This is a genomic window from Crossiella sp. SN42, assembly GCF_023897065.1.
Lineage (GTDB): Bacteria > Actinomycetota > Actinomycetes > Mycobacteriales > Pseudonocardiaceae > Crossiella.
Genome location: NZ_JAMHIV010000001.1, coordinates 438,291 through 464,028, shown reverse-complemented (window position 1 = coordinate 464,028; position 25,738 = coordinate 438,291). Strand labels below are relative to the sequence as shown.

The window sequence follows — 25,738 nt, the reverse complement described above, 5'->3', positions numbered from 1 at the left end:
TCAGGACACCGAGCGCAGGAAGGCCAGCGTGCGTTCCAGCAGCAGCGCGGCGGCGGCCGGGTCGTAGGAGTCCAGGGTGGCGTCGGCGAAGTAGTGCTGGTCGCCCGGGTAGAGGAACAGCTCGGCCGGAGCCACCGCGGAGGCGACCAGGTCCCGGGCCGCGTCCAGGTCGCCGTCACCGGCGAAGAACGGGTCCGCGTCCATGCCGTGCACCTGCACCGGCACCTCGGCCGGCCAGGTCGGGCTGAACTCGGTGACCGGCACGCACGAGTAGTAGAGCAGCGCACCGCGGGCGCCCGGCCGGGTCTGGGCCAGCATCTGCGCGGGCAGCACGCCCAGGGAGAACCCGGCGTAGACCAGCTCGGCGGGCAGGTCGGCCACCGCCGCCGCGCCGCGGTTGACCGCCTCGCCGAAGCCGATCTGCCGCACGTGCGCCATGCCCTCGTCCAGGGTGGCGAAGGTGTGTCCCTCGAACAGGTCTGGCGTGTGCACGGTGTGCCCGGCCTGGCGCAGCTGGTCGGCGAAACCGGTGATCCCCTGGGTAAGGCCCAGGGCGTGGTGGAACAGGACTACCTCAGCCATGACAACCCCCCTGCTTAGGCGGACGATGAAGTCACTACGGTAGGGCTTTCCAGGTCCGCGCTGTCCCACAATGGTCAGACCATCGACCCTGGGGAGAGCGGAAGTGGCGGACTTCGCCTGGTTGCACGGCCGAGCGGAGGAGCTGGTCGCCGCCGTCGAGCGCGGGGACGCCGCCCGCGCCGGGCAGTTGGTGGCGCACGCCAAGGCCGAGGGCGGGATGGCCGCCGCCGAGCACCTGATGATCGAGCTGTGCGCCAGGGTCCGGATGGTGGCCGACCACAACGCCTGAGCTCAGCCGCGGCGCGCGCCCAGCTCGGCGAGCAGCTCCTCACTGGCCCGGCAGTGCCGGTGCCGCTCGCCCAGCACCCGACGGCGCATCGGCAGCAGCTCGCGCAGCCGGTCCACCGCCAGGCCGGTCCGGCCGCAGGCGGCCTCCCAGTAGGCCAGCTCGTGCCAGCTGAGCAAGGTCCGCGGATGCCATGGGCCCTGCGACTTGCGGCGGCGCGCCAGCAGATCGGTGAGCATCGCGGCGGCCCGGTCCGCGCTGCCGGCCAGGCCGAGGCAGCGGGCCAGCTCGTGCCAGCTGCCCAGCGTGGTCGGGTGTTCGGTGCCCAGTGCCCGGCCCTGCGCCCGGCAGATTCGTTGCAGCCGGGCCGCCGCGGACCGGGGATCGCCCAGCCTGCCTTGGAGTTTGGCCAGTTCGCGCGCGGTGACCAGGGTGTCGGGGTGGTCCGGGCCGAACAGTTCGGTGCGCAGCGTGAGCAGTCCGGCCAGCATCTCCTGGGCTTGGCCGTCGTGGCCGGTCTCGGCGAGCCAGTAGGCCAGGCGGTGCCGGGTGCGCAGGGTGGCCGGGTGCTGCTCGCCGAGCACCTTGGCGCGCACCGGCAGCAGGGTGCGGCACAGCTCCGCGGCCCGGTGCACGTCGCCGGCCTCGCCGCTCCAGTAGCCGAGGCTGTGCCAGCTGCGCAGGGTGTGCGGGTGCTCGGGGCCGAAACAGGCGCGGAAGCGGGGCAGCAGCTCGTCGAACTCCGTGCTGGCCAGCACCGGATCACCGGCCTCACCGGCCCAGCGCGCGGAAAGATCCCTGGTCAGCAGGCTCTGCTGGTGCCCGGCGCCGAAGCGGTCCTCGCACTCGGCGACCAGCCGGTGCAAGGCGGAGGCCGCCTCCCCGGCCTGTCCGCCACGGCCCAGCGCGTCGGCGAGCTCGCGGCGCGCGGGCAACGTCTGTTCCCGGCCTGCTGTGCCTTCCGGTTCCACCACTGCCTCCCGTGCCGCCCACCCGGAACGGGGGAGCCTAGCGCGCCGGACGCGGGGGAATCACAAGATCGCGAATATCGGTTTCGGATCAGCTCGGTTGCGCGAATGCGGCGGCGGGTCCATCCGGATGGCCTCGCTCGTCCGGCCTACGGCGACTGTGTTGACCTGGGGGAGGCATCCCGTGGCGCTTCGCCGCCGATTGCCCACCCTGAGTCCGCACCGTGGTGTTGTTTACCTAAACATCTCGGCGTCCCCGATAATGAGGGCCGCATCCGGGCGGACGAAGGAGCACACACGGTGGAGCAGCGAGTACTGGGCCGCACCGGCAGGCAGGTCGGCGTGGTCGGACTGGGCGCGTGGCAGCTGGGCGCGGACTGGGGCGAGGTGGACGAGGACCAGGCCCTCGCGGTGCTGGCCGCCGCGGTCGAGTCCGGGGTGACCCTGATCGACACCGCCGACGTCTACGGTGACGGCCGCAGCGAACGCCTGATCGGCCAGTTCCTGAAGGCCCGCGGCGCCGACGGGATCACCGTGGCCACCAAGATGGGCCGCCGGGTCGAGCAGGTGCCGGCCAACTACACCCTGGACAACTTCCGCGCCTGGACCGACCGCTCCCGGGCCAACCTCGGCGTGGACACCCTGGACCTGGTCCAGCTGCACTGCCCGCCCACCCCGGTCTTCTCCTCCGACGAGGTCTTCGACAACCTGGACACCCTGGTCGCGGAGAAGCGGATCGCCGCCTACGGCGTCAGCGTGGAGACCCGCGCCGAGGCGCTGACCGCGATCGCCCACCCCGGCGTGGCCAGCGTGCAGATCATCCTCAACATGCTCCGGCTGGGTCCGCTCGCCGAGGTGCTGCCCGCCGCCGCGGCGGCCGGGGTCGGCATCCTGGCCAGGGTGCCGCTGGCCAGTGGCCTGCTTTCCGGGCGGTACAACGAGAACACCACCTTCGCCGAGAACGACCACCGCACCTACAACCGGCACGGCGAGGCCTTCGACGTCGGCGAGACCTTCTCCGGCGTGGACTTCTCCGTTGGCCTGCAAGCGGTCCGCCGGTTGGCCCCGCTGGTGCCCGAGGGCGCGACCATGGCCCAGTTCGCGCTGCGCTGGATCATCGACCAGCCGGGGGTGAGCGTGGTGATCCCCGGTGCGCGCAACCCCGGGCAGGCCAAGGGCAACGCGGCCGCGGCGGCGCTGGCCCCGCTGGAGGAGGACGCGCTGGCCACCGTGCGGGCGGTCTACGACGAGCTGATCGCGCCGCAGATCGCGGACCGCTGGTAACACAGGCGAAAGGCTGACCCCGGGTGGTCTGGGGTCAGCCGCGGCCGATCAGCGGCATGGTCGTGGCCATCACGGTGATGGTCTGCACGTTGGCCGACAACGGCAGTCCGGCCATGTAGCGCACCGCCTCGGCCACGTGCGCCACGTCCATGGTCGGCTCCGGCGCCACCGAGCCGTCGGCCTGGAGCAGTCGGCATCGGTGACGTCGACCGGGGCCACCAGCACCGAGTCCGACTCCGCCGCGGTCTCCCGCAGCGCCTCGGATCGCCGCCCGGCCAGCGCGACCCGGTGCCCGGCGGCGAGCAGTTCGCGGGCCACCGCGCGGCCGATGCCCGAGCCCGCGCCGGTGATCGCCCTTATCTCCAGCTCGCCGCAGAATAGTCGCTTGAACAGGGCATCTACGTCGTAGACATGTCCTCGACAGTGCCGTCCCCGGCGAGCGGTTGGGGATGTAGCAGTGCCCAGGCACGGCTCCGTATTCGTCAGAGCGTGACGGCCAGTAGTTGATCATGTTCGTCAGGGCTCCTCGACCGCTTGGCGGGATGAGAGAAGTGCGTTGGCGAGATTCGACGACCTGGAAATCCCTGACTGGCCAGAGAAACCACACTCACGATGGTGTTGTTCGTCCGGTCAGGCAATGCTGCACGAGCGGACCGAACATGGTGGCCAGCTCGTCGACGGATGATGATGCGATCGGCTCGATGCGTACGATGTACCGGGCTACCGCGAGACCCAGGATCTGGACGTTGACCATGCCCGCCCGCAGCGCGGCGTCCGGCGTGTCGAGCAGTGCCGCGAGCCGGTCGGTGATCTCCCGGTCGATGAATTCGCGCAGCAGTGCTTCGGACTTCGGGTCGGTGGGCGCCGACCTGGTCAGCATGACCAGCGGCGTGCGGTTGGACCTGTCGAGGTTCTCCACGAGTGTCCGGACGATGCGCTCGCCGATGGTGTCGAGGCTGCCGGCGAAGATCGACTCGATGGCCGGCGGGACGGTGTCGGACATGTCGATCGCGGCGCTGAACAGGCCTTGTTTGGTGCCGAAGAAGTAGAACACCATCGCCGGGTCGACTCCCGCCGCGGTGGCGATCGCGCGCACGGTCGTGCCGCTGTAGCCGTTGTGGTCGAACAGTTCGCGGGCGACCTGCAGGACTCGCTGCTTGCTCTCCGCGCCGGACCGCCAGCGTCCGGGACGACGGTGGTTGTTGTGTTCTGTCATGACCGCTGCAGCCTAACACTCTTTCTTCATCGCTCGGTGGAGTTTGGTCGAGGCTCGCCCTAGAGTGTTCTTCATCAGGCGATGAAGAATGGGGTGCGGGGATGAGGGTGGTTGTGGTCGGCGCTGGTCTGGGCGGGTTGACGCTCGCTCACGGGTTACGTCGGGCAGGGGTCGACGTCGTGGTGTACGAGCGAGACGGCGCGTTGGGGCGTCAGCAGGGCGTCAGCCTGCACATCGACGACCGCGGCGCATCGGCGCTGCGTGCGTGTCTGCCTCCGGCGCATGCCGCGATGGTGGAGGCCACCATGGGAGGACCGCGTGAGCAGACCTTGACGCTGTCCGACAGGGACGGCGAGCTCACCGTCACGGGCACTCGGTCGTCCGACGGCATGGCGGGCCGGGCACGGCCTGGTCGGCAGGTCCACCGGCCGCTGCTGCGGGCGGTGTTGCTGACGGAACTGGACGACGTGGTCCGATTCGGGGCGGAGTTCACGCGGTTCGAGCAGCGCGCCGACGGCACAGTCCGGGTGTGGTTCGCCGACGGCCGCACGGACACGGCGGATGTACTGGTCGGTGCGGACGGAGTCGGTTCGGCGGTTCGCCGCCAGTACTTGCCGGATGTGCGGGTGGTGGATGTCGGACGACGCATGATCATGGGCGCGACTCCACTTCGTGCTGTGGCCGGTACCGGGTTGCCCGGCCTGATCGGCGACAGCCCGGCCAGTGCACACGTGCGCGGCACGATGATGGCGTTGGGAGTGCTGCGGTTCACCCAGCCGCCGGTGGCCGCGCGACGGCAGTGGCTGTCCGCCTTGCATCGCAGCGCGGTCGCCGAGATCGAGGACTACGTGATGTGGGCCGTGCCCACCACACAGGAGCGGCTCGGTTCGGCTGCGGTGTGGCGCCTGGCCAAGGAGTTGACCATGGATCTGCCTTCGGCCCTGCGGTTGGTCGTCGCCGAGGCGTGGCCGGACGTCACGGTCCCGCTCCGTGTCGGAGTGATCCCGCCGATGCCTGCCTGGCCCGCCAGTCCGGTGACGGTCATCGGCGACGCGATCCACCTGGCCCCGGGTTTCGGCGGCAACCTGGCGATGCAGGACGCGCGCCATCTCTGCGAGGCACTGGTCGAGGCGTACCGTGGTCGGTTCGACTTGCTCGACGCTATCGGCGCCTACGAGGACACGATGCGCCGCAACAGTTTCACGCCTGCCGCGGCGAAGGCGAACACATGAGCCTCAGCATGCTGACGCAGAAATCGCTGTCGTTGTTCAGCGCGGTCGGCGGTTGGCGCACGGTCGCCGAGGGCGTCGTGTCGCGAGCGCTGTTCCTTGTCGCGTATCTGCTGACTGGGCAGGTGCTGGCGTCCGCGCTGGTCGCGGTCGGCGGCGTGTTCGTGTTGGCCGTGGTGCGGCTGTGCACCGGCGGTAAGGTCTGGCAGCCGGCGATCGGGTTGATCGTGGTTGGAGTGTCCGCGCTGCTGGCCGGGAGCACTGGGCACGCGGTCGACTTCTACCTCAGCGCCGTCCTGTTGCAGGCAGGCGGTGGCGTGCTGTTCCTGGTGTCCATGCTGGTGCGATGGCCGGTCATCGGATTGGTGATGGGCACAGTGCGCGGCGAACGCCTCGCCTGGCGACGCGATCGCCGGCAACTGCGGCGCTATTACGTGTGCACGGCGGTATTCCTGGCAAAGTTCACCATCGCCACGGCAGTACTGGTGCCGCTGTACCTGGCCGGAGCAGTGATCCCGCTCGGGATTGCCGCCACGTTCCTGGGAGGTGCGCCCGCGGCTGGCGTGTGCGTCTACCTGTGCTGGCGAATCCTTCGTAAGGACCCACAGACCGTCCAATAGCCCACGGCGGCGATCAATCGCAGCAGAGTGCCGCGCCACCGCAAGGCAACGGGTCACACTCATCCGTTTTCGTCCGCATATCAAGCATGAGCGTACATTTGTGTCGTGCGACGCCCGGCAGTCATCGACAGCGCCGGGTAGTAGATCAGGTTGGCTACCGCACCATCTGGGATGCCATGCCGGTGTCTGATCATTTTGTGGGGCCGGGTGAAGGACCGTTAACTCAGGACGACTGGGTGCGTACTACATCACGAACACCACCCATCGAGCTGGAGATAACCACCGAGACCGGGGCGGCGTGCGGTGGGGTTGCCATGGGATCTGTCTAGTCCAGTACCGCGGTGGCTTCCACCTCGACCAGGTGTTCGGGCACGTCCAGCGCGGCCACGCCGATCAACGTGCCCGGCGGCACCGGCGTCACGCCAAGGGCCGCGGCGGCCCGGCCGATGCCGTCCATGAGCTGCGGCATCTTCTCCGGGGTCCAGTCCACGACGTAGATGGTCAGCTTCGCCACGTCGGCGAACGTGCCGCCCACCCCGGCCAGCGCGGCGGCGACGTTGCGGTAGCACTGCTCGACCTGCGCGGCCAGGTCACCAGGACCGACGGTGACCCCGTCGGCGTCCCAGGCGACCTGGCCCGCCAGGAAGACCAGCCGGGACCCGCTCGCGACGGCGACCTGGTGGTAGGCGCCGACCTCGGGCAGTCCACTGGGGTTGACCAGGGTGATGGCCATGCTTGCTCCTCCGTGCTCTCTTGCGGTTACTGGAGAACCGTAGGAGAGTGACCGCTGACCTGGAAGAACGCACTTTAGAGTGACTGGGGAACTTTGTGGTGACCAAGCAATACGCGGGCACGCCCGAGCAGCAGGCGGACCTGATGCGCGCGGACTCGCTGGCCAGGGAGATCTTCTCCGACATCGCGAACAAGTGGGCGCTGCTGATCATCGAGGTGATCGGGGACGGCACGCTGCGCTTCGGCGAGGTGCGGGACCGGGTGCAGGGCATCAGCCACAAGATGCTCACCCAAAACCTGCGCCTGTTGGAGCGCAACGGGTTGGTCGAGCGGTTCGTGCACCCCACCGTGCCGCCGAAGGTCGAGTACACCCTCACCGAGGCCGGGCACGGGCTGCGCAGGACGGTGGACGGCATGTGCGACTGGACCCGCCGGTTCCTCGGCCACATCGAGCAGTCCCGCCGCCGCTTCGACGCCTGAAGGAGAACGCTGTGAGCACCGTGGCCCTGCGCCCGGTCCAGGACACCGACCTGGACGCGCTGTTCGAGCAGATGCGCGACCCCGAGGCGGTGCGGATGGCCGCCTTCACCGCCAGGGATCCCAACGACCGCGCCGCCTTCGACGCGCACGTGCACAAGCTGCGCACCTCGCCGGAGGTCACCCTGCGCGCGGTGACCAGCGACGGCCGGCTGGTCGGCACCATCGGCAACTTCGTGCTGGACGGCGACACCGAGGTCACCTACTGGATCGACCGCTCGGCATGGGGACAGGGCATCGCCAGCCGGGCGCTGGCCCTGCTGCTGGCCGGGCTGCCGGTGCGGCCGGTGTACGCGCGGGCGGCCAGCGACAACCTGGGCTCGTTGCGGGTGCTGCACAAGGCGGGTTTTGTGGCCATCGGCACGGAGGTCGCCTACGCCGCCGCCAGAGACGCCGAGATCGAGGAAACCGTGCTGCGCCTTGACTAGTGTCCCGGTAGTGCGGCGGGCAGTCCGAACGGCGGGAAGTGGCCGGCACCGAGGAAGGACGTGATGGTGGCGATCAGGCCGTGCCGGGCGGTGAAGGCGGTGATGGACCACGGCTGGTGGCTCGCCCGCGGGTGCTCGCCGAGGTAGAAGGCGATGGCGGGCAGCCCATTGGCGGTGGTGAGCAGGTAGCGCCAGCTGGGGCAGCGGGTCATCGGGACCTCGACGGCGAAGTCCACGACGGCGGCGCGGCCGCGGTACCAGTGCGGCAGCGGCGGCATGGTCCAGGTGACGTCCGCGCACAGCAGCGCGAGCAGGGCGTCGGGGTCGCCGTTGATCAGGGCGTCGGCGAAACCGGTGGCCAGGTGGCGCAGCCGGGCGTCGTCGGCCGAGGGCGGCGAGCAGCGGGGCGCCTTCGCGTCGAGCGTTCGCCTGGCGCGGGCGATGGCGGAGCTCACCGACGTGGCGGAGGTCTTCATGATCCCGGCGATCTCGGCCGCGGAGAAGCCGAGCACCTCGGCCAGCACCAGTGCCGCGCGCTGGTTGCCGGGCAGGTGTTGCAGCGCGGCCACGAACGCCAGCTCCACCGAATCACGGCGCAGGTACCGGTCGTCGGCGGCGTTTCCGGGATAGGGGCCGAGCCAGGCCACGTCGGTGACCGGGTCGTTGCCCTCCACCACCGCCCGTTCGCTGGCCGGGCCGAGGTCCACCGGCAGGGCCCGCCTGCCGCGCGCCTCGGCCAGGTCGAGGCTGGTGCGGGTGGCCACGGTGTAGAGCCAGGTGCGCAGCGAGCTGCGGCCCTCGAACCGCCCGAACGCCCGCCAGGCCCGCAACAGGGCGTCCTGCAGGGCGTCGTCGGCGTCGTGGATCGAGCCGAGGATGCGGTAGCAGTACGCGCGCAGCTCGGGGTGCAACGGCGTCACCAGGCGGGTGAACGCGGCCTCGTCACCGGCGCGGGCGCGCTCGACGTCGGTGGCCTGCGCGGAAAGAGTGTCGTCCATCACCGACGATTCTGCCCGACGGCCGCGGTCCCACCCCGTGACAGCACTGATCACCGAGGAAGGACCACCACGATGGCCGACCCCCGCAACCGCCCCGCCGAGCTCTGGCCGCTGGTGCACGCCGAACGCGCCGCCCTGGCAACCGACCTGACCCACCTCACCGACGAGCAGTGGTCCACCCGTTCGCTGTGCAGCGAACTGTCCGTGCGGGAGGTGCTGGCCCACCTGACCTCCGCGGCGAACCTGACCGGCCTGCGCTGGTTCGCCGGGGTGGTGCGCTGCCGCTTCGACTTCGACAAGCAGGTGGCCATGCGCCTGGCCGAACAGCTCGGCGACTCACCCGCCGAGACACTGCAACGGTTTCGCCGCGCGGTCACCAGCACGACCAAGCCGCCACTGCCGGTCCTCGCGATGCTCGGCGAGACGATCGTGCACGGCGAGGACATCCGCCAGCCGCTGGGCATCCACCACGAATCCCCGATCACGACGCTCACCCGGGTCGCCGAGTACTACCGGAGCACCGACCAGGTAGTCGTGGCCAGGAAACGGGTCGAGGGACTGCGGCTGGTCGCCACCGACGGCCCCTTCACCGCGGGGGAGGGGCCGCTGGTGTCCGGCCGCACCCTCGCGCTGATCATGGCCATGACCGGTCGCGCCACGTCCTGCGCTGAGCTGCACGGGGACGGGGTTTCCGCACTGCGCGAGCGTTCGCCGCGAACCTGAGCAGCGCGAAACCTGGCCAGGACTCCGGTGTCCCGGCCAGGTTTCGCGCCGTCAACTAGCCTTGCCGCGTCACCACTTCACCGGCAGGCTCACCAGGCCGCCGGGCAGCAGGTTGTCCAGCAGCTCCAGCTCCTCAACCGGCACCGCCAGCTCCAGGTTCGGGAAGCGCTGGAACAACCGGCTGAACACCGCCTCCAGCTCCACCCGCGCCAGCGTGGCGCCGATGCACAGGTGCCGTCCGCTGCCGAAGGACAGGTGCGAGTTGGGTTCGCGGGTGACGTCGAAGGTGTCCGGGTCGGTGAAGAAGCGCGGGTCCCGGTTGGCCGCGATGCCGCTGATCAGCACCGCGTCGCCGAAGTTGATGGTGACATCGCCCATCTTGATCTCATCCCGGGCGTAGCGGACGAAGTTGCCGCCGCCGGCGTCGGTGAAGCGCAGCATCTCCTCCACCGCGGACTCCACCAGCGAGGGGTCCTCCACCAGGCGCTTGCGCTGCTCGGGATAGGTGAGCATGTGCAGGGTGCCGAACTCCACCAGCACCACGGTGGTCATGTGCCCGGCGAAGAGCAGGCCGGTGGCCAGACCGACCGCGTAGTCCATGTTCAGCTTGCCCTCGTTGTAGGCGCGGGCGATGTCGGAGATCACGTCCTCGCCCGGGTTGGTGCGGCGCGCCTCGATGAGGGAACCGGTGTAGGCGCGCAGCTCGGTGAGCTGCTCAAGGGAGTGCTCGCCGTTGAACATGTCGGCCGCGCCCTCGGACCAGATGCGGAACTGGTCGCGGTCCTCATACGGCACGCCGAGCAGCTCGCAGATCACCAGCACCGGCAACGGGAACGCCAGCTCCTGGTGCAGGTCGGCCGGCGGCGTCTTCTTGGCCATCTCGTCGAGCAGGTCGTCGACCAGGCCGCCGATGCGCGGCCGCAGCATGCGCATCCGCTTGGCGGAGAAGGAACCGCCGAGCAGGGAGCGCATCAGGGTGTGGTCGTAGTCCTCGGTCTCGTAGGTGCCGACCGGGCCGCCCATCATGGCCGACTCGCTGACCTTCGCCGCGTTCTCCGGGTCCGGGTGCGAGCGGATCAGGCGGTGGTCGGTGAACAGCGACTTGGCCTCTTCGTAGCGGGTGACCAGCCAGGCCTCGTCGCCCATCATGGTGCGCACCTTGGTGATCGGGCGCTCGGCCTGGAGCTGCCGCAGCATCGGCGGGATGTCCAGGATGGTGGGGCGGTCGAAGGGGAGGGCGGGCATGTCCTGGGTGGTCATCGGGCGTCTCCCGTCAGTGCGGTGTCACAGACCTGGTACTCGGGCAGCATGTCCAGCATCTGCTCCAGCAAGTTGGCGCAGTACAGGCCGTTGGCGAGCGAGTCGTTCTCATCCGCGCAGACCTGCTTGTTCTTCCCGGTGAAGTCCAGGCGCACCCGGTGTGCCGAGGGATCGTCCAGCAGCTGGCGCTCGACCAGCTCGGCGACCAGGTGCGGCGGCAGGTCCACGGTCACGTGGTGCTCGCCCATCTCGAAGATGTTCATCTCCTTCAACGGAACCCCGGGTTCCTGCACCGGTTCGATGTAGGGGTAGGGCCGGGCCACCATGTCCAGCTCGAACAGCGCGCGCACGGTCGGGTCCGACCACCAGGGCTGGGCCGAGGCGAACTCGTGCATCAGCCGGTCCGCCTCCTGCCGGTGGCTGTGCTGGATCTGGTGGGCGACCATGCCGCCGTTGCTGTACTCGTAGTGGTCCAGGGTCTCCACCGAGCGTTTGATGTAGCGGGCGAGCTCGTACTCCTGGTGTTCCCGGTAGAAGGCGATCACCGCCCAGAACAGCTCGTCGAAGGACATGATGCCCTTGCGGTCCAGGTAGCTGGAGACGAAGTACAGCCCGCGCGAGTCGTAGACCGACAGCAGCGCGTACCAGAACCACACGCCCTCGTCGTACTGCTCCCGGTTGACCCACTTGGTGCGCACCACCAGCTCGGCCTCGCCGACCGGGTTGGGCACCCGCTCGGTGTGCACGCCGAAGAGCTCGCGCTGCTCGTAGATCGGGGTGTTGTGCAGCAACAGCTGCGGGTACACGTTGATCATGTCCGCGCCGGTGCGGCAGAGCTGCACGATTCCGTCCACATAGGACCCCAGGGTCTCCCCGGGCAGCGGCCAGATCAGCTCGATGAAGGAAGGGATGTTCCTGGCCCGCAGGTCGCGCTGGAGCTCGGAGTAGGTCTCCCGCTTGATGTTCTTGCGCTCGATCAGGGTGAGCGCCTCGTCGCTGACGCTTTGCAGGGAGATCGGCTGCCGGGTGATCAGCCCACCGCGCAACAGGATGTCCACGATCTTGGACACCCGCTCCGGGCTGTTCTTGGCCGACTGGATGGTCACCCAGTACGGGAACCCGTACTTCTCCTTGCACTCCACGATGTACTCGGTCAGCTCCACATCGCGGGCGGACAGGCCCCAGTTGGCATCGGCGATCATGACCGCGTAGATGTTGTTCTTCGCGATCCACTCGATGTCGGCCTTGACCCGGTCCATCTCGAAGCGGTGCACCTTGTCGTTGGTGGCCGCGCCCCAGTAGCAGAACCCGCAGCGGAACGGGCAGCCGCGGTTCGTTTCCAGCACCGCCACGTGGTAGGTCGAGTCGGTGAACAGGTTGGCCACGAACGGGCTCGGCACCTCGGTGAGCTCCTTGATCCGCGCGGCCGGCAGGGTGGTGGTCACCCGGCCGTCCCGGCGGAAGCTCAGCCCCGGCACCTTGCCCAGGTCCGGCGACTCGTTGGCCAGCTCGCGCAGGTACTCCAGGAAGGTGATCTCGCCTTCGCCGTTGCACACCGCCACGTTGTCCGCGCCCGGCGGAATGTAGTCCTCGCCGTGGTTCATCACCTGCGGGCCGCCCAGCAGGTACTGCGCGTTCGGCCGCAGGCGCACCAGGTCCTCCAGCACCTCGCGCACCAGCTTGCCGTTCCAGATGTAGCAGCTGAACGCGTAGATGTCGCAGTCCAGCTCGGCCAGCTCGGCCACCAGCGCCACCCGGCCGTCCGAGGTGTGCCGGGAAAGGATCTCGAACTCGTACTTCTGCGCGACCACCTCGTCCTGTCGGGCGTAACTCTGGAGGTATCCGGATACCAGCGGGAGGAAGCTGTGCCAGGAGTGGATCTCCACTAGCGCCACGGTTGTCATCTCGGTGTGCCTCCGTCCACTGGACTTGCAGCCCAAGGCGATGTCGGCCCGGAGCCTACGGACGCCCGCTTGGCGCCCGGCTGCACCAGAGCTGGACGCGGGCCCCGGTCCGCTCCAGTGCGGGTGCAGCCGCATGACCAGCGCCGTTCTCTAGCGTCAGCACTCGAATCCGGATCCGGCGACGGCGGTGTGAGGAGACGTGCATGAGCGCACCCGAGCGGGCCCCCGCTGTGTCCCTGCCCCTGGCCCAGCCCTCGATCACCGAGCCACCAGCGGAGTACGCCCGGCTGCAGGCGGAGTGCCCGGTGGCCAGGGTGGTCACCGAGAACGGCACGCACGCCTGGATGGTGACCCGGTACGAGGACGTCCGCTTCGTGCTCGCCGACCCCCGGTTCAGCATCCGCTTCGCCGGCGCGGCCAGCGACAACGCCGAGGACGCTCCCGAGGAGTCGCTGTTCCAGGATCCGCCAGGGCACAGCCGGTTGCGCCGCCTGGTCGGCCGGGCGTTCACCGCCCGCCGGATGGCCGAGCTGCGCCCCGCGGTGCGGCGCACCGCCGAACGGCTGGCCGCCGAGATGGCCGATGACTACCCGCCTGCCGAGCTGGTCAGCGACTTCGCCTTCCCGTTGTCCATCAACGTGATCAGCGAGCTGCTCGGCGTGCCCACCCCGGACCGGGCGGACTTCCGCGCCTGGTCCGAGGCGGTGATCAGCCTGACCGCGCACACCCCCGAGCAGATCGGCGCGGCCTGGAACAACCTGCAGGGCTACGTGGCCGAGCTGATCGAGGCGAAGCGCCGCGACCCCGGCAGCGACCTGATGAGCGCGCTGATCGCGGTGCGGGACAACGAGGACGACAAGCTCAGCACCGGCGAGCTGCGCACCATGGCGGTCACCCTGCTGGTGGCCGGGCACGTCAGCACGGTCAACGCGATCACCATGGGCATGCTCACCCTGCTCACCAACCGCGCCCAGTACGACCGCCTGGTGGCCGATCCCGGGCTGATCGAGGGCGCGGTGGAGGAGATCCTGCGCTGCCAGTTCGGCAAACGCGGCCTGATGCGCATCGCCAAGGACGACGTCCAGGTCGGCGAGGCGCTGATCCGCAAGGGCGACACCGTCTTCGCCGAGCTGGGCGCGGCCAACGTCGACGCCAGCCTGTTCCCCGAACCGGCCCGGTTCGACATCACCCGGCCGGAGAACCCGCACCTGGCTTTCGGCCACGGCATCCACCACTGCCTCGGCGCCGCGCTGGGGCGGATGGAACTGCACGTGACGCTGGAAGTGCTCAGCTCGGCCTTCCCGCTGATGCGCACCGTGCTGCCGGTGGAGCGGATCCCACTGCGCACCGGCCTGCTCGACCAGAGCCCCGCCGCCCTGCTCGTGACCTGGTAACGAAGGAGACGCCGATGGGGGCACCGCCCTTCCCGTTCGCCCGCCCGTCCGTCACCGAACCGCCGGTGGAGTACGCGCGGCTGCGCGCGCAGGAGCCGGTCAGCCGGGTCACCACCAACTCCGGGGAACCGGCCTGGCTGGTCACCCGCTACGAGGACGTCCGGTTCGTGCTCTCCGACCTGCGCTTCGGCGTGCGCGCCCCGGGCGCGGCCGCGGCCACCGAGGACTCGCTGTTCCAGGACCCGCCGGGGCACACCCGGCTGCGCCGCCTGGTGTCCAAGGCCTTCACCGTGCGCGGGGTGGAAACCTTGCGCCCCAAGGTGCAGGCCCTGGCCAAGCAGCTGGCAGGCGACCTGCGCGCGGCCGGTCCGCCCGCTGACCTGGTGGAGATCTTCGCCTTCCCCATGTCCATCGGGGTGATCACCGAGCTGCTCGGCGTGCCCGTGGTGGACCAGGCCGACTTCCGGCGCTGGTCGGAGGCGATCCTGTCGCTGGACGCCTTCAGCCAGGAGGAGGTGATGGCCGCGGGCAAGAGCCTGGACGAGTACTGCGCCGGGCTGATCGCGGACAAGCAGCGCAACCCGGGCCAGGACCTGCTCAGCGACCTGATCGCGGTGCGCGAGGAGGACAACGACCGGCTCAACGACCGGGAGCTGCTCACCATGGCGGAGAGCATCCTGATCGCCGGTTACGTCACCGCGGGCAACACCATCGGACTGGGCGCGCTCACCCTGCTCACCCACCCCGAGGACTACCAGGCCCTGGTGGACGATCCGGAGCTGGTGCCGGGCGCGATCGAGGAGATCCTGCGCTACGCCTCGGAAATCGGCGGCCTGGTCCGGATCGCGCAGGACGACGTGCGCATCGGCGAGGTGCTGATCAAGGCCGGGGACATGGTGATCGCGCCACCGGCCTGCGCCAACCGGGACGAGCGCCGCTTCCCCAACCCCGGCCGGTTCGACCGCACCCGCCCCGGCAACCTGCACCTGGCCTTCGGGCACGGTGTGCACCACTGCCTCGGCGCCGCGGTGGGCCGGCTGGAGCTCCAGGTCGCCTTCACCGAGCTCGCCACGAGCTTCCCGGGGCTGCGCCTGGCCGTGCCGGTGGATGAGCTGCCGCAGCGGGCCGGGCTGCTCGACCAGGGACCCAGCGCGCTGCCGGTGGCCTGGTGACCACGCACTGTCTACTTCGGACACACAGGTGAGGACGAGCCGATGACGCGGAGACAGGTGTGGTTGATCCAGCAGGGCATCTGGGAGATGGCCCTGGAGTCCATGCCGCTGGCTGCCGGCTATCTCAAGGCGACCGCGCTGCAGGACGAGAAGCTGGCCGCGAACTTCGACATCAAGATCATCAACTTTGACGGTGGCAAGACGCTGTTCGGCATGGCCAGCGAGCTGTTCGCCGGCGAGGCGCCGGACATCATCGCCTTCTCGGTGCTGGGCTGGAACTTCCGCTCCTTCGCCGCGCTGGCCGAGACCTACAAGCAGCTCAAGCCGGACGGCTGGGTGGTCTTCGGCGGCAACCACGTGGCCAACCAGGCCAAACGGGTCTTCGGCATGTTCCCCGACGTGGACATCGTGGTCAACGGCGAAGGCGAGTTCACCTTCTGCGACCTGCTGCACGCGCACCTGGACGGCAAGGCCCGCAACGAGCTCGGCGGCATCCTGGGCATCTCCTTCCAGAGCGGCCACGGCGGTTTCGTCACCACCGAGGAACGCCCGCGGATCGACGACCTGGACACCATCGCCTCCCCGGTGCTCACCGGCACCCTGGAGCTCACCGACGACGAGGGCAACTTCCGCTACGACGTGGCGCTGATGGAGACCAACCGCGGCTGCCCCTACCGCTGCTCCTTCTGCTACTGGGGCGGCGCGGTCGGACAGCGGGTGCGGGCCTTCTCCAGGGAGCGGCTGCGCCAGGAGGTGGAGCTGTTCGCCAAGCACAAGGTGCACACCATCGTCATGTGCGACGCCAACTTCGGCATGCTGCCCATCGACCTGGAGTTCGTCCAGGACGTCATCGAGATCCGGCAGCGGCTCGGCTTCCCCAAGAGCATCGAGACCTCCTGGGCCAAGAACAAGTCCAAGCTGTTCTACCAGATCGTCAGCGCGATGAAGGAAGCCGGACTGCACAGCTCGTTCACCCTGGCTCTCCAGACCCTCAACCCGGACGCTCTGGAGGGCATGCAGCGGCGCAACATGAAGGTCAACGACTGGGAGAGCCTGGCCGAATGGCTCGGCAAGGAGGGCATGGCCTGCTACGCCGAGCTGATCTGGGGCGCGCCGGGGGAGACCGTGGAGTCCTTCATGGAGGGCTACGACCGGCTGGCCAACCACGTCTCCAGGGTCGCGGTCTACCCGATGCTGATCCTGCCCAACACCGCCTACGCCGAGGACCGGGCCAAGCACGGGCTGGTCACGGTGCGCGGCAACAACGACGACTTCATGTACCTGATCGCGCACAACACGATGACCCCGCAGGACAACCGGTACATGCACCGGTTCATCTTCTTCTCCAGGCTGGTCGCGGAGAACCCGGTGTTCCGGTTCCTCTGGGGCCCGCTGCGCGAGCTCGGCGGCCTCACCCAGTCCGAGACGATCCGCTCGCTGATCGACTGGTTCGAGCGCAGCACCCACCCGGCGGCCGAGCCGTTCCAGAACGGGCTGAACAGCTCCTTCACCGACTCCGACGTGCTGGGCCCGGTGGTGGAGTACGTCTACGGCACCGTGGAGGCCAAGGAAGAGCTGCGGCGCTGGTGGCGCGAGTCGATGCTGCCCAGGGTGCCCAGCGAGCACGTGGCCCTGCTGGACAACGCCTTCGAGTACGACCTGCTCACCCTGCCCGCCTACTCCAGCCCCGGCCGGGAGCCATCCCCGTTGTACGCCAACGAGACCCTGCCGCTGGTGGAGGTCGAGGGCGACATGTTCCACGTGCGGCACAACGTGACCATCGCCTGTGACGTGCCCGCGATGTGCCTGGCGCTGCGGCGCGGGGAGTCCTACGCGCACACCGTGGGGGAGCAGGAGACCTCCCTGTACTACAAGGCCGGCGCCCGCAACTTCGTCACCTCCACCAACCACGAGGAGATCGTCTACTACATGGGCAGGCTGGCGCGAGAGATGTTCAGTGACAACCGGAGAGGCGTGGTGTCCCATGACTGACCGCTATTCCTACATGGCCCAGTACCACGAGCTCTTCGCCTTGCCGTACAAGGAACCCACCCAGCGCGCGGTGGCCAAGGCGGTGGCCGACTGCGCCAACGGCGTGCTGGAGATGGGCGCGGGCACCGGTCTGGTCACCGAGACCATCGCCGATGCCTGCCCCGGTGAGATCTTCGCGGTGGAACCGGCCGCGCCGATGCGCGCGGTGCTGATGTCCCGGCTGGCCCGGCGGCCCGACCTGCAACGGCGGGTCACCGTGCTGCCGCAGGACGCGGTGACGGTGAAACTGCCGGTGAAGGTGGACGCGGTGGTGCTGATCAGCATGCTGCTCTGCTTCTCCCCGGAACGCCGCGCCCAGCTGTGGCGGGTCTGCCGCGAGTCGCTCAACCCCGGCGGCCTGCTGGTGCAGGACCGGCCCGAACCCGCCACCGCGGACCCGATCCCGCCCGCCGCGGGCAGCCTCCAGGTCGGCCGGGCCCGCTACGACATCGAGTACGCGGGCGTGCCCGCCGGTGACGGCGTGCTGCGGCTGAGCTGGTCCTACCGGATCACCGTGTGCGATGAGGAGGGCATCGAGGAGCGGGAGGAGATCGACGCCTACCCGATCAGCGAGGAGGAGCTCAACGCCGAGCTGGACGAGGCCGGGTTCGAGCGCGCCGACGCCCCCGACGGGCTGCTCGGCTGGCGCCTGCGATGACCGCCGATCCCGCGACCGAGGCGCGGGCCTTCCCGTTCAGTGCGGAGGGCCTGCGCCTGGATCCGCTCTACCAGCGCCTGCGCCAGGAGGAGCCGGTGCTGAAGGTGCGGCTGCCCTTCGGCGAGCAGGCCTGGCTGGTCACCCGCTACCAGGACGCCAAGCTGGTGCTGGTGGACCCGCGGTTCTCCAGGGCCGCCATGCACGGCCGCGACGTGCCGCGCTCGATGCCCTACAACTCCACCACCGGCATCGTCACCATGGACCCGCCGCAGCACAGCCGGGTGCGCACGCTGGTGGCCCGTGCCTTCACCCAGCGCCGCGCGGAAGCCTTGCGCCCCAGGGCGATCGAGGTCGCCGAGGAACTGCTGGACGAGATGCTGGCGGCCGGACCGGCGCAGGATCTTGTTGCCAGGTACTCACTTCCGCTGACCAACACGCTGATCTCGGAGGTGCTGGGCATCCCCCGGGAGGACCAGGACCAGTTCCGCGAGTGGTCGGACATGGCGCTCTCGGCCGCGGTCAGCCCGGAGGAGTCCGAGCGGGTGGCCGGGCAGATGTGGGACTACCTGGAGACCTTCCTGCGCCGCCGCCGCAGCGAGCGGACCGACGACGTGCTCGGCGCCATGGTCACCAAGGGCGAGGCCGAGCTGCCCGAGCACGAGCTGATCATGCTGGCGATGACCGTGCTGGTGGCCGGGTACGAGACCACCGCCTCGCACATCCCCAACTTCGCCTACGTGCTGCTGACCGACCCGCCGCTGCTGGAGTCCCTGCGCGCGGACCGGGAGCTGATCCCGGCCGCGGTGGAGGAGCTGCTGCGCTGGGTGCCGCTGGAGGCGGGCGCCGGGTTGCCCCGGTACGCCACCGAGGACATCGAGATCGGCGGCGTGCTGATCAGGGCGGGGGAGCCGGTGCTGGTGGATCCGGCCGCGGCCAACCACGATCCGGCCGTGTTCGCCTGCCCGGAGAAGGTGGACTTCCACCGGGTGGACAACCCGCACCTGGCCTTCAGCCACGGCCCGCACCACTGCCTCGGCGCCTCGGTGGCCAGGATGGTGCTGCAGGTCGCGCTGGACCGGCTGCTGCTGCGGCTGCCGGACCTCCGGCTGGCGGTGCCGGAGGACCAGCTGGCCTGGAAGTCGCAGATGCTCATCCGCGGGCTGACGGCGCTGCCGGTGACCTGGACGGCGGCCACCAGTCCACCGAGCCGTCCAGCGCCCGCGCGGTGACCGAGGCGGGCAGCAGCCCGCCGAACCGGATGCCCAGGTTCCGCGCGGCCACCGCGGGCGGCCAGGTCCACTGCCCGGCCAGGCCGACCCGCCGGGCCCGCCGGGCCAGCACCACCGCCCTGGGCAGCCGCAGCGCGGTGTACTCGGCCAGCGCGCTGTCCAGAGCGGCCACCCGGTCGGCGGGCAGCAGCAGGCCGAGGGTGACCGCGTCCTCCATGGCCAGGCAGGCCGGTCCGATGTTGGGGGTCATGGCATGCGCGGCGTCACCGACCAGCACGATCCGTCCACTGTGGAAGGTGGGCAGCGGGGTGGCCAGCTCGGCCACGTCGTGGTGCAGCACCTGTCCCGGCTCCACCGCGGCCAGCAGGTCGGGGATCGGCGCGTGCCAGTGCCCGAACCGCCGCAGCACCGCCTGGCGCTCATCCCGCTCCCGTTGCCGTGGCGGGGCAACGGAGTTCGCGGACAGGTGCAGCAACCCGTCCGGCAGGTGCATCAGGCCGAAGCGGGTGCCCCGGCCCCAGGTCTCGGTGGCCTCGACCAGGTAGTCCGGCACCGGCACCACCATCCGCCAGCTGGTGTACCCGGCGTAGACCGGCCCTGGATGCGCCGGGAACAGCGCGGCCCGCAGCCTGGAGCCGATCCCGTCCGCGGCCACCACCAGGTCCGCGCCCAGCTCACCCTCGCTGGTGCGCACCACCCCGTCCCGGGTCGCCGAGGTCACCGTGACCCCGGTGCGCAGCGACCCGGCGGGCAGCGCTGCGGCCAGCATGGTGATGATGTCCCTGCGGTGCAGGCCCACCACCGGATCGCCGAAGCGGGCCCGGATGAAGGCCAGGTCGGAGCGGGCCAGCCAGCGCCCGTCCGGCCGCCGGATGCCCCCGGTCTCCTGCACCGCCCCGCGCTCGCGCACCGCGTCGCCGAGACCGAGCACGTCCAAGGCGCGCAAGGCGTTCGGCGTCAGGCCCAGACCCGCGCCGAGCGGTTCCAGCACCGGCGCCCGGTCGAACACGCTCACCCGCCAGCCGTTCTGGTGCAGGGCCACCGCACTGGTCAGCCCCGCCACCCCCGCCCCGGCGATCACCGCGTGCGGGGTCATGACCCGTCCCCGAGGGAGGCATTGTGAACGCCCGACGAACCCTGCTCGCCCACCTGGAGATCTGCCGCCCGGACTCGATGTTCTACGCGGGCCTGGTCGGCCTGGCCGGCGCGGTGCTGGCCGCCCGGCTCAACCAGACCGACCCGGAGACCTGGCGGCTGTTCGCCGCCTGGGCCGCCCCCACCTTCGGCTGGATCGCCTCCCTCTACGGCGGCGACTACTTCGACCGGGAGCTCGACGCCACCGCGAAACCCCATCGCCCCATCCCGTCCGGCCGGATGAGTGCCCGGACCGCGTTCACCGGCATGGTGCTCACGATCGGGCTCGGACTGGTGTTCGCGGTGGCGCTGACCCCGCTGAACCTGGCGCTGGGGGTGGTCGCCGTGGTCACCGGGGTTTCCTACAGCCGGACGTTCAAGGCCCGCGGCCTGGCGGGCAACCTCATGCGCGGCGTCCCGACAGCGCTGGCCTTCCTGGTGGGGACCACGGCGAGCGGTCCGGTGCCGCCGTGGGAACTGCTGCCGCTGGCACTGGCGTTCTGGGTGCACGACTCCGCGTCCAATCTGGTGGGGGCGCTGTGTGATCGGGACAGCGACCGGGAGGGTGGCTACCGGACGTATCCGGTGCGGTACGGGGACGGCTCGACGCTGCGCATGCTGACTGTCCTCAATGGAGTGTGGATCGCGTTGGCGGTCGGCTGGCCACTGGTCCTGGACACCGAGGCGCTGGAGCTGTCCCTGTTGTGGCCCTTCCTGCTGGTGGCCCTGCCGCTGTGCTGGACCTGCTTCCTGATGCTGGCCCGCGCCGCCCGCCCGATCCCCCGGCTGGCCGCCCTGCGCGCCCACGAGGTGCTGGTGGGCGAGCGCCTGGTGCTGGCCTGCGGGTTCATCGCGCTGGGCGGTGGCCTGGCGCTGGCCTTGGCCGTGCTGGTCCCGGCCGCGGTCCTGACCGCCGCGGCCAGGTCGGTGATGCGCAGGCGGGACCACCCCAGCCTGGCCCGCTAGCGGTCCCGGTCGATGGCCAGTTCGGCGAAGAAGGCGAGCCGGTCCCGGCTCGGCGAGGGTGGCAGCTTCACCAGCGCCGAGCCGGAGTTCTCCGCGTAGGTCCAGGCCATCTTGGCCGCGGACTCCAGCGCGCCGGTGCGGTCGAGCACGTCCAGGATCTGCTCGTGGCGGTGCCCGAGGTTCTCCTCGCCGGTGAGTGCCTGGCGCAGCAACCGGCGCTCCGGGTGGCCACCGGCGCGGTAGGCCAGCAGGACCGGCAGGGTGAGCCTGCCGTTGCGGCTGTCACTGGTGTTCTCCTTGCCCATGGTGTCGGCCTCGCCGGTGTAGCCCAGGATGTCGTCCTGGATCTGGAAGGCGGTGCCCAGCGCCAGCGCGTACCGGGACAGCGCCTCCACCTGCTCCGGGGTGCCACCGGCCAGGATCGCGCCGCTCTCGCAGGCGCCCTGGAAGAACGCCGCGGTCTTCAGGCTGATCATGGTCAGGTAGCCGTCCAGGTCGAAGCGCAGGCCCCGGCACAGCTCCTCCTCCATGCTCTGGCCCCGGCACAGGTCCAGGCCGCAGCGGGCCACCGCCTCCAGCGCGGCGGCCACCCTGCTGTCCGGCACACCGGTCCAGCGGCACTCGGCGAGCCCGGCGAACAGGTCGAAGATCAGCGCGTCCCCGGCCACGATCGCGTTGCCCACGCCAAATCGGCTGTGCACCGAACGCCTGCCGCGGCGCAGCTCGTCGCCGTCGATGATGTCGTCGTGGATCAGGCTGGCCACGTGGCCGCACTCCGCGCCCACCGCGGCGGGCAGCACCATCTCCGCCGAGCCGCCCACCGCGCAGGCGGACTCCAGCAGCAGGATGGGCCGGAACAGCTTGCCGCTGGGCACCAGCGCGTAGTGGCACATGGTGCTCAGCAGGCTGGAGGTGCGGGACCAGCGGGTGCGCAGCTTGCTCTCGGCCAGTTCGGTGAGCGCGGACAGGGCGAGCTCGGGGCGGGGGTCAGCGGACTGCATGTTGTTCTCCTCAGCTGGTTCGGAAAGCCTTGCGGCGCTGGAGAACCACCTCCGCCCCACGGGCGGGCGTGAGCACCGGGCCCATGGCTCGTTGGCGCTCCGGTTCCGGGGCCGCGGCCCGGAGCCGGGTGTGTGCCAGCACGGTGCTGATCACCGTGCGCATGGTGGTCATGGCGAAGGCCGCGCCGAGACACCGGTGCGGGCCGCCGCCGAAGGGCAGGAACAGTTCCGGTCCCGGCGCCTCGCCGAGGAAGCGCTCCGGCCGGAACTCCTCCGGTTCGGGATAGCGCCGGGGGCAGGAGTGCAGCAGCCCGAGGGAGAGCGCGAGCATGATCCCGGCGGGCAGCCGGTAGCCGTCGATGGTGGCCGGTGCGGCCAGGATGCGGGCGATGTCGCCCACCACCGGCCGCACCCGCAGCGTCTCGTTGATCACCGCGTCCAGGTACTCGTGCTGCCCGTCGGCCAGCTCGCTTTCCAGGCGGGCCAGCGCTTCCGGGTGCCGCACCAGCCGTTCGAAGGCCCAGGACAGCGTGGTCGCGGTGGTCTCGTGGCCGACCGCGAGCACGGTGATCAGGTTGTCCCGCAAGTCCTCGTCGCTGGCCGGCTGCCCGTCGGCGTGCCGCATCCGCAGCAGCAGCGAGAGCACGTCGGAGCGCTCACTGTCCACTTCGGAGCGTCGGCGGGCGATCTCGCTGTAGAGGATCTCGTCCACCGCGGCCTTCACCCTGGCGAACCGGCCGCCGGGGCTGTAGCGGCCCCAGTCCTTGCGCAGCAACGGGAACAGCACCACCGCCGGGTTCATGTGCAGCAGCTTCGGCACCAGCGCGCGCAGCCCGGCCAGCCGCTGGAGGTCGGTGATGCCGAAGACCACCCGCATCATGATCTCCAGCGTCACGTGCTGCATCCTGGGCAGCAGCGGCACCGGAGTCCCGGCAGGCCAGCGGCGCACCGCCTCGGCGGTGACCTCGGCGATGGTGTCCTGGTAGCGCTGCACACTCGGCCCCCGGAAGGGCGGCAACAGCACCTGGCGGCTGCGCACGTGCTCCGGCCCGTCCAGCAGCAGCACCGACCGCGGCCCGACCACGAAGTCCATCACCCGGTTCGCGTCCCCGGCCAGCAGCGTCGAGGACTCCGCGGTGACCGCGCGCCGGATCACCGCCGGATCGGCCGCGCACACCACGGTGCCCACCGGGAAGACCTTGATGGTGAACAGGTTCCCGTACTTGCGCCGGCAGTCCTTGGCGAACTCCAGCGGCTGGATCGCGGAGAGCACGGTCTGGGCCAGCACCGGCATCCGCGGACCCGGCGGCAGCGAGGTGGCCGGGTTCACGGGCGCTGGGACTGGCCGGCCAGGCGCAGCCAGCACGCCAGCGCCCGCAGCGTGTAGGTGTGCGCGATCAGGTCGTCGCTGTAGCAGAGGTCCTCGAAGTACAGGCCCACCGGCGCCTCCGGCCAGCTGCCCGCCTCGTTCTGCCGGGCCACCAGCCAGTCCACCGCGCGCACCAGCCGCGGGTCCCACGGCGAGGTGCCCGCCCGCAGCAGCGAGTACACCGCCCAGGCCGTCTCCTCCACGGTCTCGCCTGGCTGGCTGGTCTGCACGCTGACCGGCCACGCGCCCGAGGGAGCCTGGTTGTCCCACAACCACTTCCGGGCCCGCACCGCCACCGGGTGGTTCGGCGTGCCCAGCTCGGCGTAGGTCTCCAGCACCTTGGCGGTGCCGTGCGTGCCGTCCCGGAACCACAGCGAGGGCAGCGATCCGTCCGGCAGCTGGTCGCCGTGGTACCAGCGCAGCGCGCGGTCGATGGCCGCCCTGGTGCCGCGCGGCTCACCGTGCTGGTGCAGGGCCATCACCACGTGCGCGGTGACCCCGGTGCACGGCCGGTCGTTGAGGATGAAGGAGTTGCGCACCCACTCCGACCAGGAGCCGTTGCGGTTCTGCCGCACCCGCAGCCAGCGCAGCCCGTCGGCCACCTTGGGGTGCTCCCTGGACAGGCCGAGCAGCCCGAGCGTGGACAGCGCGACCGCGGTGTCCTCGGACTCCGGCCAACCGGACGGCACGTTCCAGGACCAGGCGCCGGCCGGGATGTTCAACGGCTTGAACGGTTCGGTCCACTGGGTGGAGAGCAGCCAGTCGCGGGTGCGCCGCAGCCGGGAGTCGGTGGCCACGTCGATGTGCTCGGCCAGCGCGTGCACCGCGTAGCAGGTCACCGCGATCTCCAGGTCGCGGTCGATCGCCCAGGACCCGTCCGGCCGCTGGGTGTCCAGCAGGTAGTCCAGCGAGGCCTGCTGGATGTCCGGGCCGAGCTCGGCGGCGTGCAGTCCGAGGTACATCAGCGCGGAGATCATCGGGCACTCTTCCACGCCCCCGTTGGGCCCCAGCACCGAACGCAGCCAGGCCAGCGCCCTCGGCCGGGCCAGCCAGCGCAGGAAACGCCGGGGCGCGCTGGCCGGGATCACCTTGGCCTGCATCAGTCCCAGGGCGAGCACCGCGGGCATGCCGATGGAGACCTTGTTGCGCAGCTTGGGCGGCAGCAACATGATCTCAATCGGCAGCGTGGGCTGGTCCTTGATATCGCGCAGCCCCACCAGCGACCAGGCCACCGGCGCCGCGGCAGGCCAGGTTTTCGGCCCTGGGCCACGCATTCCGGGGATGACGTCGAAGGAACCGTTGGCTTCGATGAACTTGTGGCCCCTGGCGATCCGCTCGGCGGAGCCCTCCCGGTCCAGCCGGTGGCAGGCGGCGATGGCGAAGGCGGTCATGCCGGGGCTGCTCGGCGCGAACTTGTCGGCCATGCTCCAGCCGCCGTCCTCGCGCTGGTGCGCGCGCAGCCAGTCCATGCCCAGCTCGATGCGGTCCCGGTAGCGCTGCTCATCCGCGGTGGCCAGGGCCAGCAGGCCGAGTGCGGTGGAAACCGTGGACGAGGAAAGCCGATCGGTCCACGCGCCGTCCGGCCGTTGCCGCGCAAACAGGTGATCCACCGCCTTGCGCACCACCTCAGCGGTCCGCCCGGTCAGCTCAGGGGAATTCACAACTGGTTCGTTCACAAAAACCATGCGCAGCCACCCCTATTTGCCGGTGTATCGGGTAAGGGCCCCGCTCAAAACCGTAGCGAGATCTCCTGGCCGTGCGGCTGGACTCGAACTGGAGTCGAGCCCCGCCGTTGACGGGCTTGCGACAGCCCTGCTGAGCTGCGCGGATGTCGGACGTCCTGCATCGGGCTGCATCCGGCTGCACCGGCACAAAGGTCGGCAGTGCGGAAGCCTGTACCGAGTAAGATCAAGATAACGCGGTTATTTCGTCACTATCACCGCAATGAGATCCGGGCATTCTGTGGTCAATGTGGCCGAGTTCTGGCAGTATCGGCGACCTAGGTAAGCGCATACGG

General features: G+C 70.2%; 24 protein-coding genes and 1 pseudogene. 13 read left to right on the top strand and 12 right to left on the bottom strand.

The genetic code is table 11. The annotated features are described in order from the left end of the window. Complete coding sequence (locus M8C13_RS01985; RefSeq protein WP_252478666.1) at positions 1-582, bottom strand: dienelactone hydrolase family protein; 582 nt, start codon at positions 580-582, stop codon at positions 1-3. Between the two features lie 103 nt (positions 583-685). Between M8C13_RS01985 and M8C13_RS01980 the strand changes: the two genes are divergently transcribed. Beyond that, entirely contained in the window at positions 686-871 is a 186-nt protein-coding gene (locus tag M8C13_RS01980; protein WP_252478665.1) for a hypothetical protein, read from the top strand. A 2-nt stretch (positions 872-873) separates the two neighbouring features. Here M8C13_RS01980 and M8C13_RS01975 read toward each other — a convergent pair whose 3' ends face one another. Further along, the gene (locus M8C13_RS01975; RefSeq protein WP_252478664.1) at positions 874-1,839 is read right to left on the bottom strand and encodes a tetratricopeptide repeat protein; all 966 of its coding nucleotides are present in this window, start codon (positions 1,837-1,839) and stop codon (positions 874-876) included. Positions 1,840-2,136: 297 nt separating this feature from the next. Here M8C13_RS01975 and M8C13_RS01970 point away from each other — a divergent pair, with 297 nt between their 5' ends. Next, complete coding sequence (locus M8C13_RS01970; RefSeq protein WP_252478663.1) at positions 2,137-3,120, top strand: aldo/keto reductase; 984 nt, start codon at positions 2,137-2,139, stop codon at positions 3,118-3,120. 34 nt (positions 3,121-3,154) lie between these two features. Here the strand turns inward: M8C13_RS01970 and M8C13_RS01965 are convergent. Together M8C13_RS01965 and M8C13_RS01960 are read right to left on the bottom strand one after the other, a co-directional pair. After that, positions 3,155-3,513: pseudogene (locus tag M8C13_RS01965) on the bottom strand (SDR family NAD(P)-dependent oxidoreductase). 214 nt (positions 3,514-3,727) lie between these two features. Further along, positions 3,728-4,336, bottom strand: coding sequence for a TetR/AcrR family transcriptional regulator (locus M8C13_RS01960; RefSeq protein ID WP_256508397.1), 609 nt, complete (start codon positions 4,334-4,336; stop codon positions 3,728-3,730). A 101-nt stretch (positions 4,337-4,437) separates the two neighbouring features. Between M8C13_RS01960 and M8C13_RS01955 the strand changes: the two genes are divergently transcribed. Next, on the top strand, positions 4,438-5,568 hold the full coding sequence (locus tag M8C13_RS01955; RefSeq protein ID WP_252478661.1) for an NAD(P)/FAD-dependent oxidoreductase: 1,131 nt from the start codon (positions 4,438-4,440) through the stop codon (positions 5,566-5,568). Continuing rightward, positions 5,565-6,185, top strand: coding sequence for a DUF3159 domain-containing protein (locus tag M8C13_RS01950; RefSeq protein ID WP_252478660.1), 621 nt, complete (start codon positions 5,565-5,567; stop codon positions 6,183-6,185). The genes M8C13_RS01955 and M8C13_RS01950 overlap by 4 nt, the downstream gene beginning before the upstream one ends. 325 nt (positions 6,186-6,510) lie before the next feature. Here the strand turns inward: M8C13_RS01950 and M8C13_RS01945 are convergent, their stop codons facing one another. After that, positions 6,511-6,918 carry a RidA family protein gene (locus M8C13_RS01945; RefSeq protein WP_252478659.1) on the bottom strand — a complete coding sequence of 136 codons (408 nt, stop codon included), beginning with the start codon at positions 6,916-6,918 and terminating at the stop codon, positions 6,511-6,513. Between the two features lie 95 nt (positions 6,919-7,013). Between M8C13_RS01945 and M8C13_RS01940 the strand changes: the two genes are divergently transcribed. After that, positions 7,014-7,397, top strand: a complete 384-nt coding sequence (locus tag M8C13_RS01940; RefSeq protein WP_252478658.1) for a helix-turn-helix domain-containing protein — start codon at positions 7,014-7,016, stop codon at positions 7,395-7,397. 11 nt (positions 7,398-7,408) lie between these two features. Beyond that, entirely contained in the window at positions 7,409-7,882 is a 474-nt protein-coding gene (locus M8C13_RS01935; RefSeq protein ID WP_252478657.1) for a GNAT family N-acetyltransferase, read from the top strand. On the opposite strand, the gene M8C13_RS01930 is transcribed toward M8C13_RS01935, so the two are convergent. Next, the gene (locus tag M8C13_RS01930; RefSeq protein ID WP_252478656.1) at positions 7,879-8,880 is read right to left on the bottom strand and encodes an RNA polymerase subunit sigma-70; all 1,002 of its coding nucleotides are present in this window, start codon (positions 8,878-8,880) and stop codon (positions 7,879-7,881) included. The two genes, M8C13_RS01935 and M8C13_RS01930, sit on opposite strands and share 4 nt — an antisense overlap. A gap of 72 nt (positions 8,881-8,952) precedes the next feature. On the opposite strand from M8C13_RS01930, the gene M8C13_RS01925 reads away from it, so the two are divergent. Continuing rightward, positions 8,953-9,603, top strand: a complete 651-nt coding sequence (locus M8C13_RS01925) for a maleylpyruvate isomerase family mycothiol-dependent enzyme (protein WP_252478655.1) — start codon at positions 8,953-8,955, stop codon at positions 9,601-9,603. 69 nt (positions 9,604-9,672) lie between these two features. Here the strand turns inward: M8C13_RS01925 and M8C13_RS01920 are convergent, their stop codons facing one another. After that, positions 9,673-10,863, bottom strand: a complete 1,191-nt coding sequence (locus tag M8C13_RS01920) for a cytochrome P450 (protein ID WP_252478654.1) — start codon at positions 10,861-10,863, stop codon at positions 9,673-9,675. Continuing rightward, positions 10,860-12,767 (bottom strand): radical SAM protein, encoded by a 1,908-nt coding sequence (locus M8C13_RS01915; RefSeq protein ID WP_252478653.1) that lies wholly within the window; start codon positions 12,765-12,767, stop codon positions 10,860-10,862. Before M8C13_RS01915 ends, M8C13_RS01920 begins: the two co-directional genes overlap by 4 nt. Before the next feature lie 203 nt (positions 12,768-12,970). Here M8C13_RS01915 and M8C13_RS01910 point away from each other — a divergent pair, with 203 nt between their 5' ends. The 5 genes from M8C13_RS01910 to M8C13_RS01890 are packed head-to-tail and all read left to right on the top strand — an operon-like array spanning position 12,971 to position 19,251. Then, positions 12,971-14,161 carry a cytochrome P450 gene (locus M8C13_RS01910; protein WP_252478652.1) on the top strand — a complete coding sequence of 397 codons (1,191 nt, stop codon included), beginning with the start codon at positions 12,971-12,973 and terminating at the stop codon, positions 14,159-14,161. 14 nt (positions 14,162-14,175) lie between these two features. Then, positions 14,176-15,333: a cytochrome P450 gene (locus M8C13_RS01905; protein WP_252478651.1), complete on the top strand. Its 1,158-nt coding sequence runs from the start codon at positions 14,176-14,178 to the stop codon at positions 15,331-15,333. Positions 15,334-15,375: 42 nt separating this feature from the next. Continuing rightward, complete coding sequence (locus M8C13_RS01900; RefSeq protein ID WP_252478650.1) at positions 15,376-17,325, top strand: KedN5 family methylcobalamin-dependent radical SAM C-methyltransferase; 1,950 nt, start codon at positions 15,376-15,378, stop codon at positions 17,323-17,325. After that, complete coding sequence (locus tag M8C13_RS01895; RefSeq protein ID WP_252478649.1) at positions 17,318-18,022, top strand: class I SAM-dependent methyltransferase; 705 nt, start codon at positions 17,318-17,320, stop codon at positions 18,020-18,022. Before M8C13_RS01900 ends, M8C13_RS01895 begins: the two co-directional genes overlap by 8 nt. Next, positions 18,019-19,251, top strand: coding sequence for a cytochrome P450 (locus M8C13_RS01890; RefSeq protein ID WP_252478648.1), 1,233 nt, complete (start codon positions 18,019-18,021; stop codon positions 19,249-19,251). The genes M8C13_RS01895 and M8C13_RS01890 overlap by 4 nt, the downstream gene beginning before the upstream one ends. Here the strand turns inward: M8C13_RS01890 and M8C13_RS01885 are convergent. After that, positions 19,172-20,347 carry an FAD-dependent monooxygenase gene (locus M8C13_RS01885; protein WP_252478647.1) on the bottom strand — a complete coding sequence of 392 codons (1,176 nt, stop codon included), beginning with the start codon at positions 20,345-20,347 and terminating at the stop codon, positions 19,172-19,174. The genes M8C13_RS01890 and M8C13_RS01885 overlap by 80 nt on opposite strands. Positions 20,348-20,370: 23 nt before the next feature. Between M8C13_RS01885 and M8C13_RS01880 the strand changes: the two genes are divergently transcribed. Beyond that, positions 20,371-21,351 (top strand): UbiA family prenyltransferase, encoded by a 981-nt coding sequence (locus M8C13_RS01880; RefSeq protein ID WP_252478646.1) that lies wholly within the window; start codon positions 20,371-20,373, stop codon positions 21,349-21,351. On the opposite strand, the gene M8C13_RS01875 is transcribed toward M8C13_RS01880, so the two are convergent. Genes M8C13_RS01875 through M8C13_RS01865 form a run of 3 tightly spaced genes read right to left on the bottom strand, consistent with a single transcriptional unit; the run spans position 21,348 to position 25,382 of the window. Further along, entirely contained in the window at positions 21,348-22,352 is a 1,005-nt protein-coding gene (locus tag M8C13_RS01875) for a polyprenyl synthetase family protein (RefSeq protein WP_252478645.1), read from the bottom strand. The genes M8C13_RS01880 and M8C13_RS01875 overlap by 4 nt on opposite strands. A gap of 10 nt (positions 22,353-22,362) precedes the next feature. Further along, on the bottom strand, positions 22,363-23,682 hold the full coding sequence (locus M8C13_RS01870; RefSeq protein WP_252478644.1) for a cytochrome P450: 1,320 nt from the start codon (positions 23,680-23,682) through the stop codon (positions 22,363-22,365). Beyond that, positions 23,679-25,382 (bottom strand): prenyltransferase/squalene oxidase repeat-containing protein, encoded by a 1,704-nt coding sequence (locus M8C13_RS01865; RefSeq protein WP_252478643.1) that lies wholly within the window; start codon positions 25,380-25,382, stop codon positions 23,679-23,681. The genes M8C13_RS01870 and M8C13_RS01865 overlap by 4 nt, the downstream gene beginning before the upstream one ends. Between the last annotated feature and the right edge of the window lie 356 nt (positions 25,383-25,738).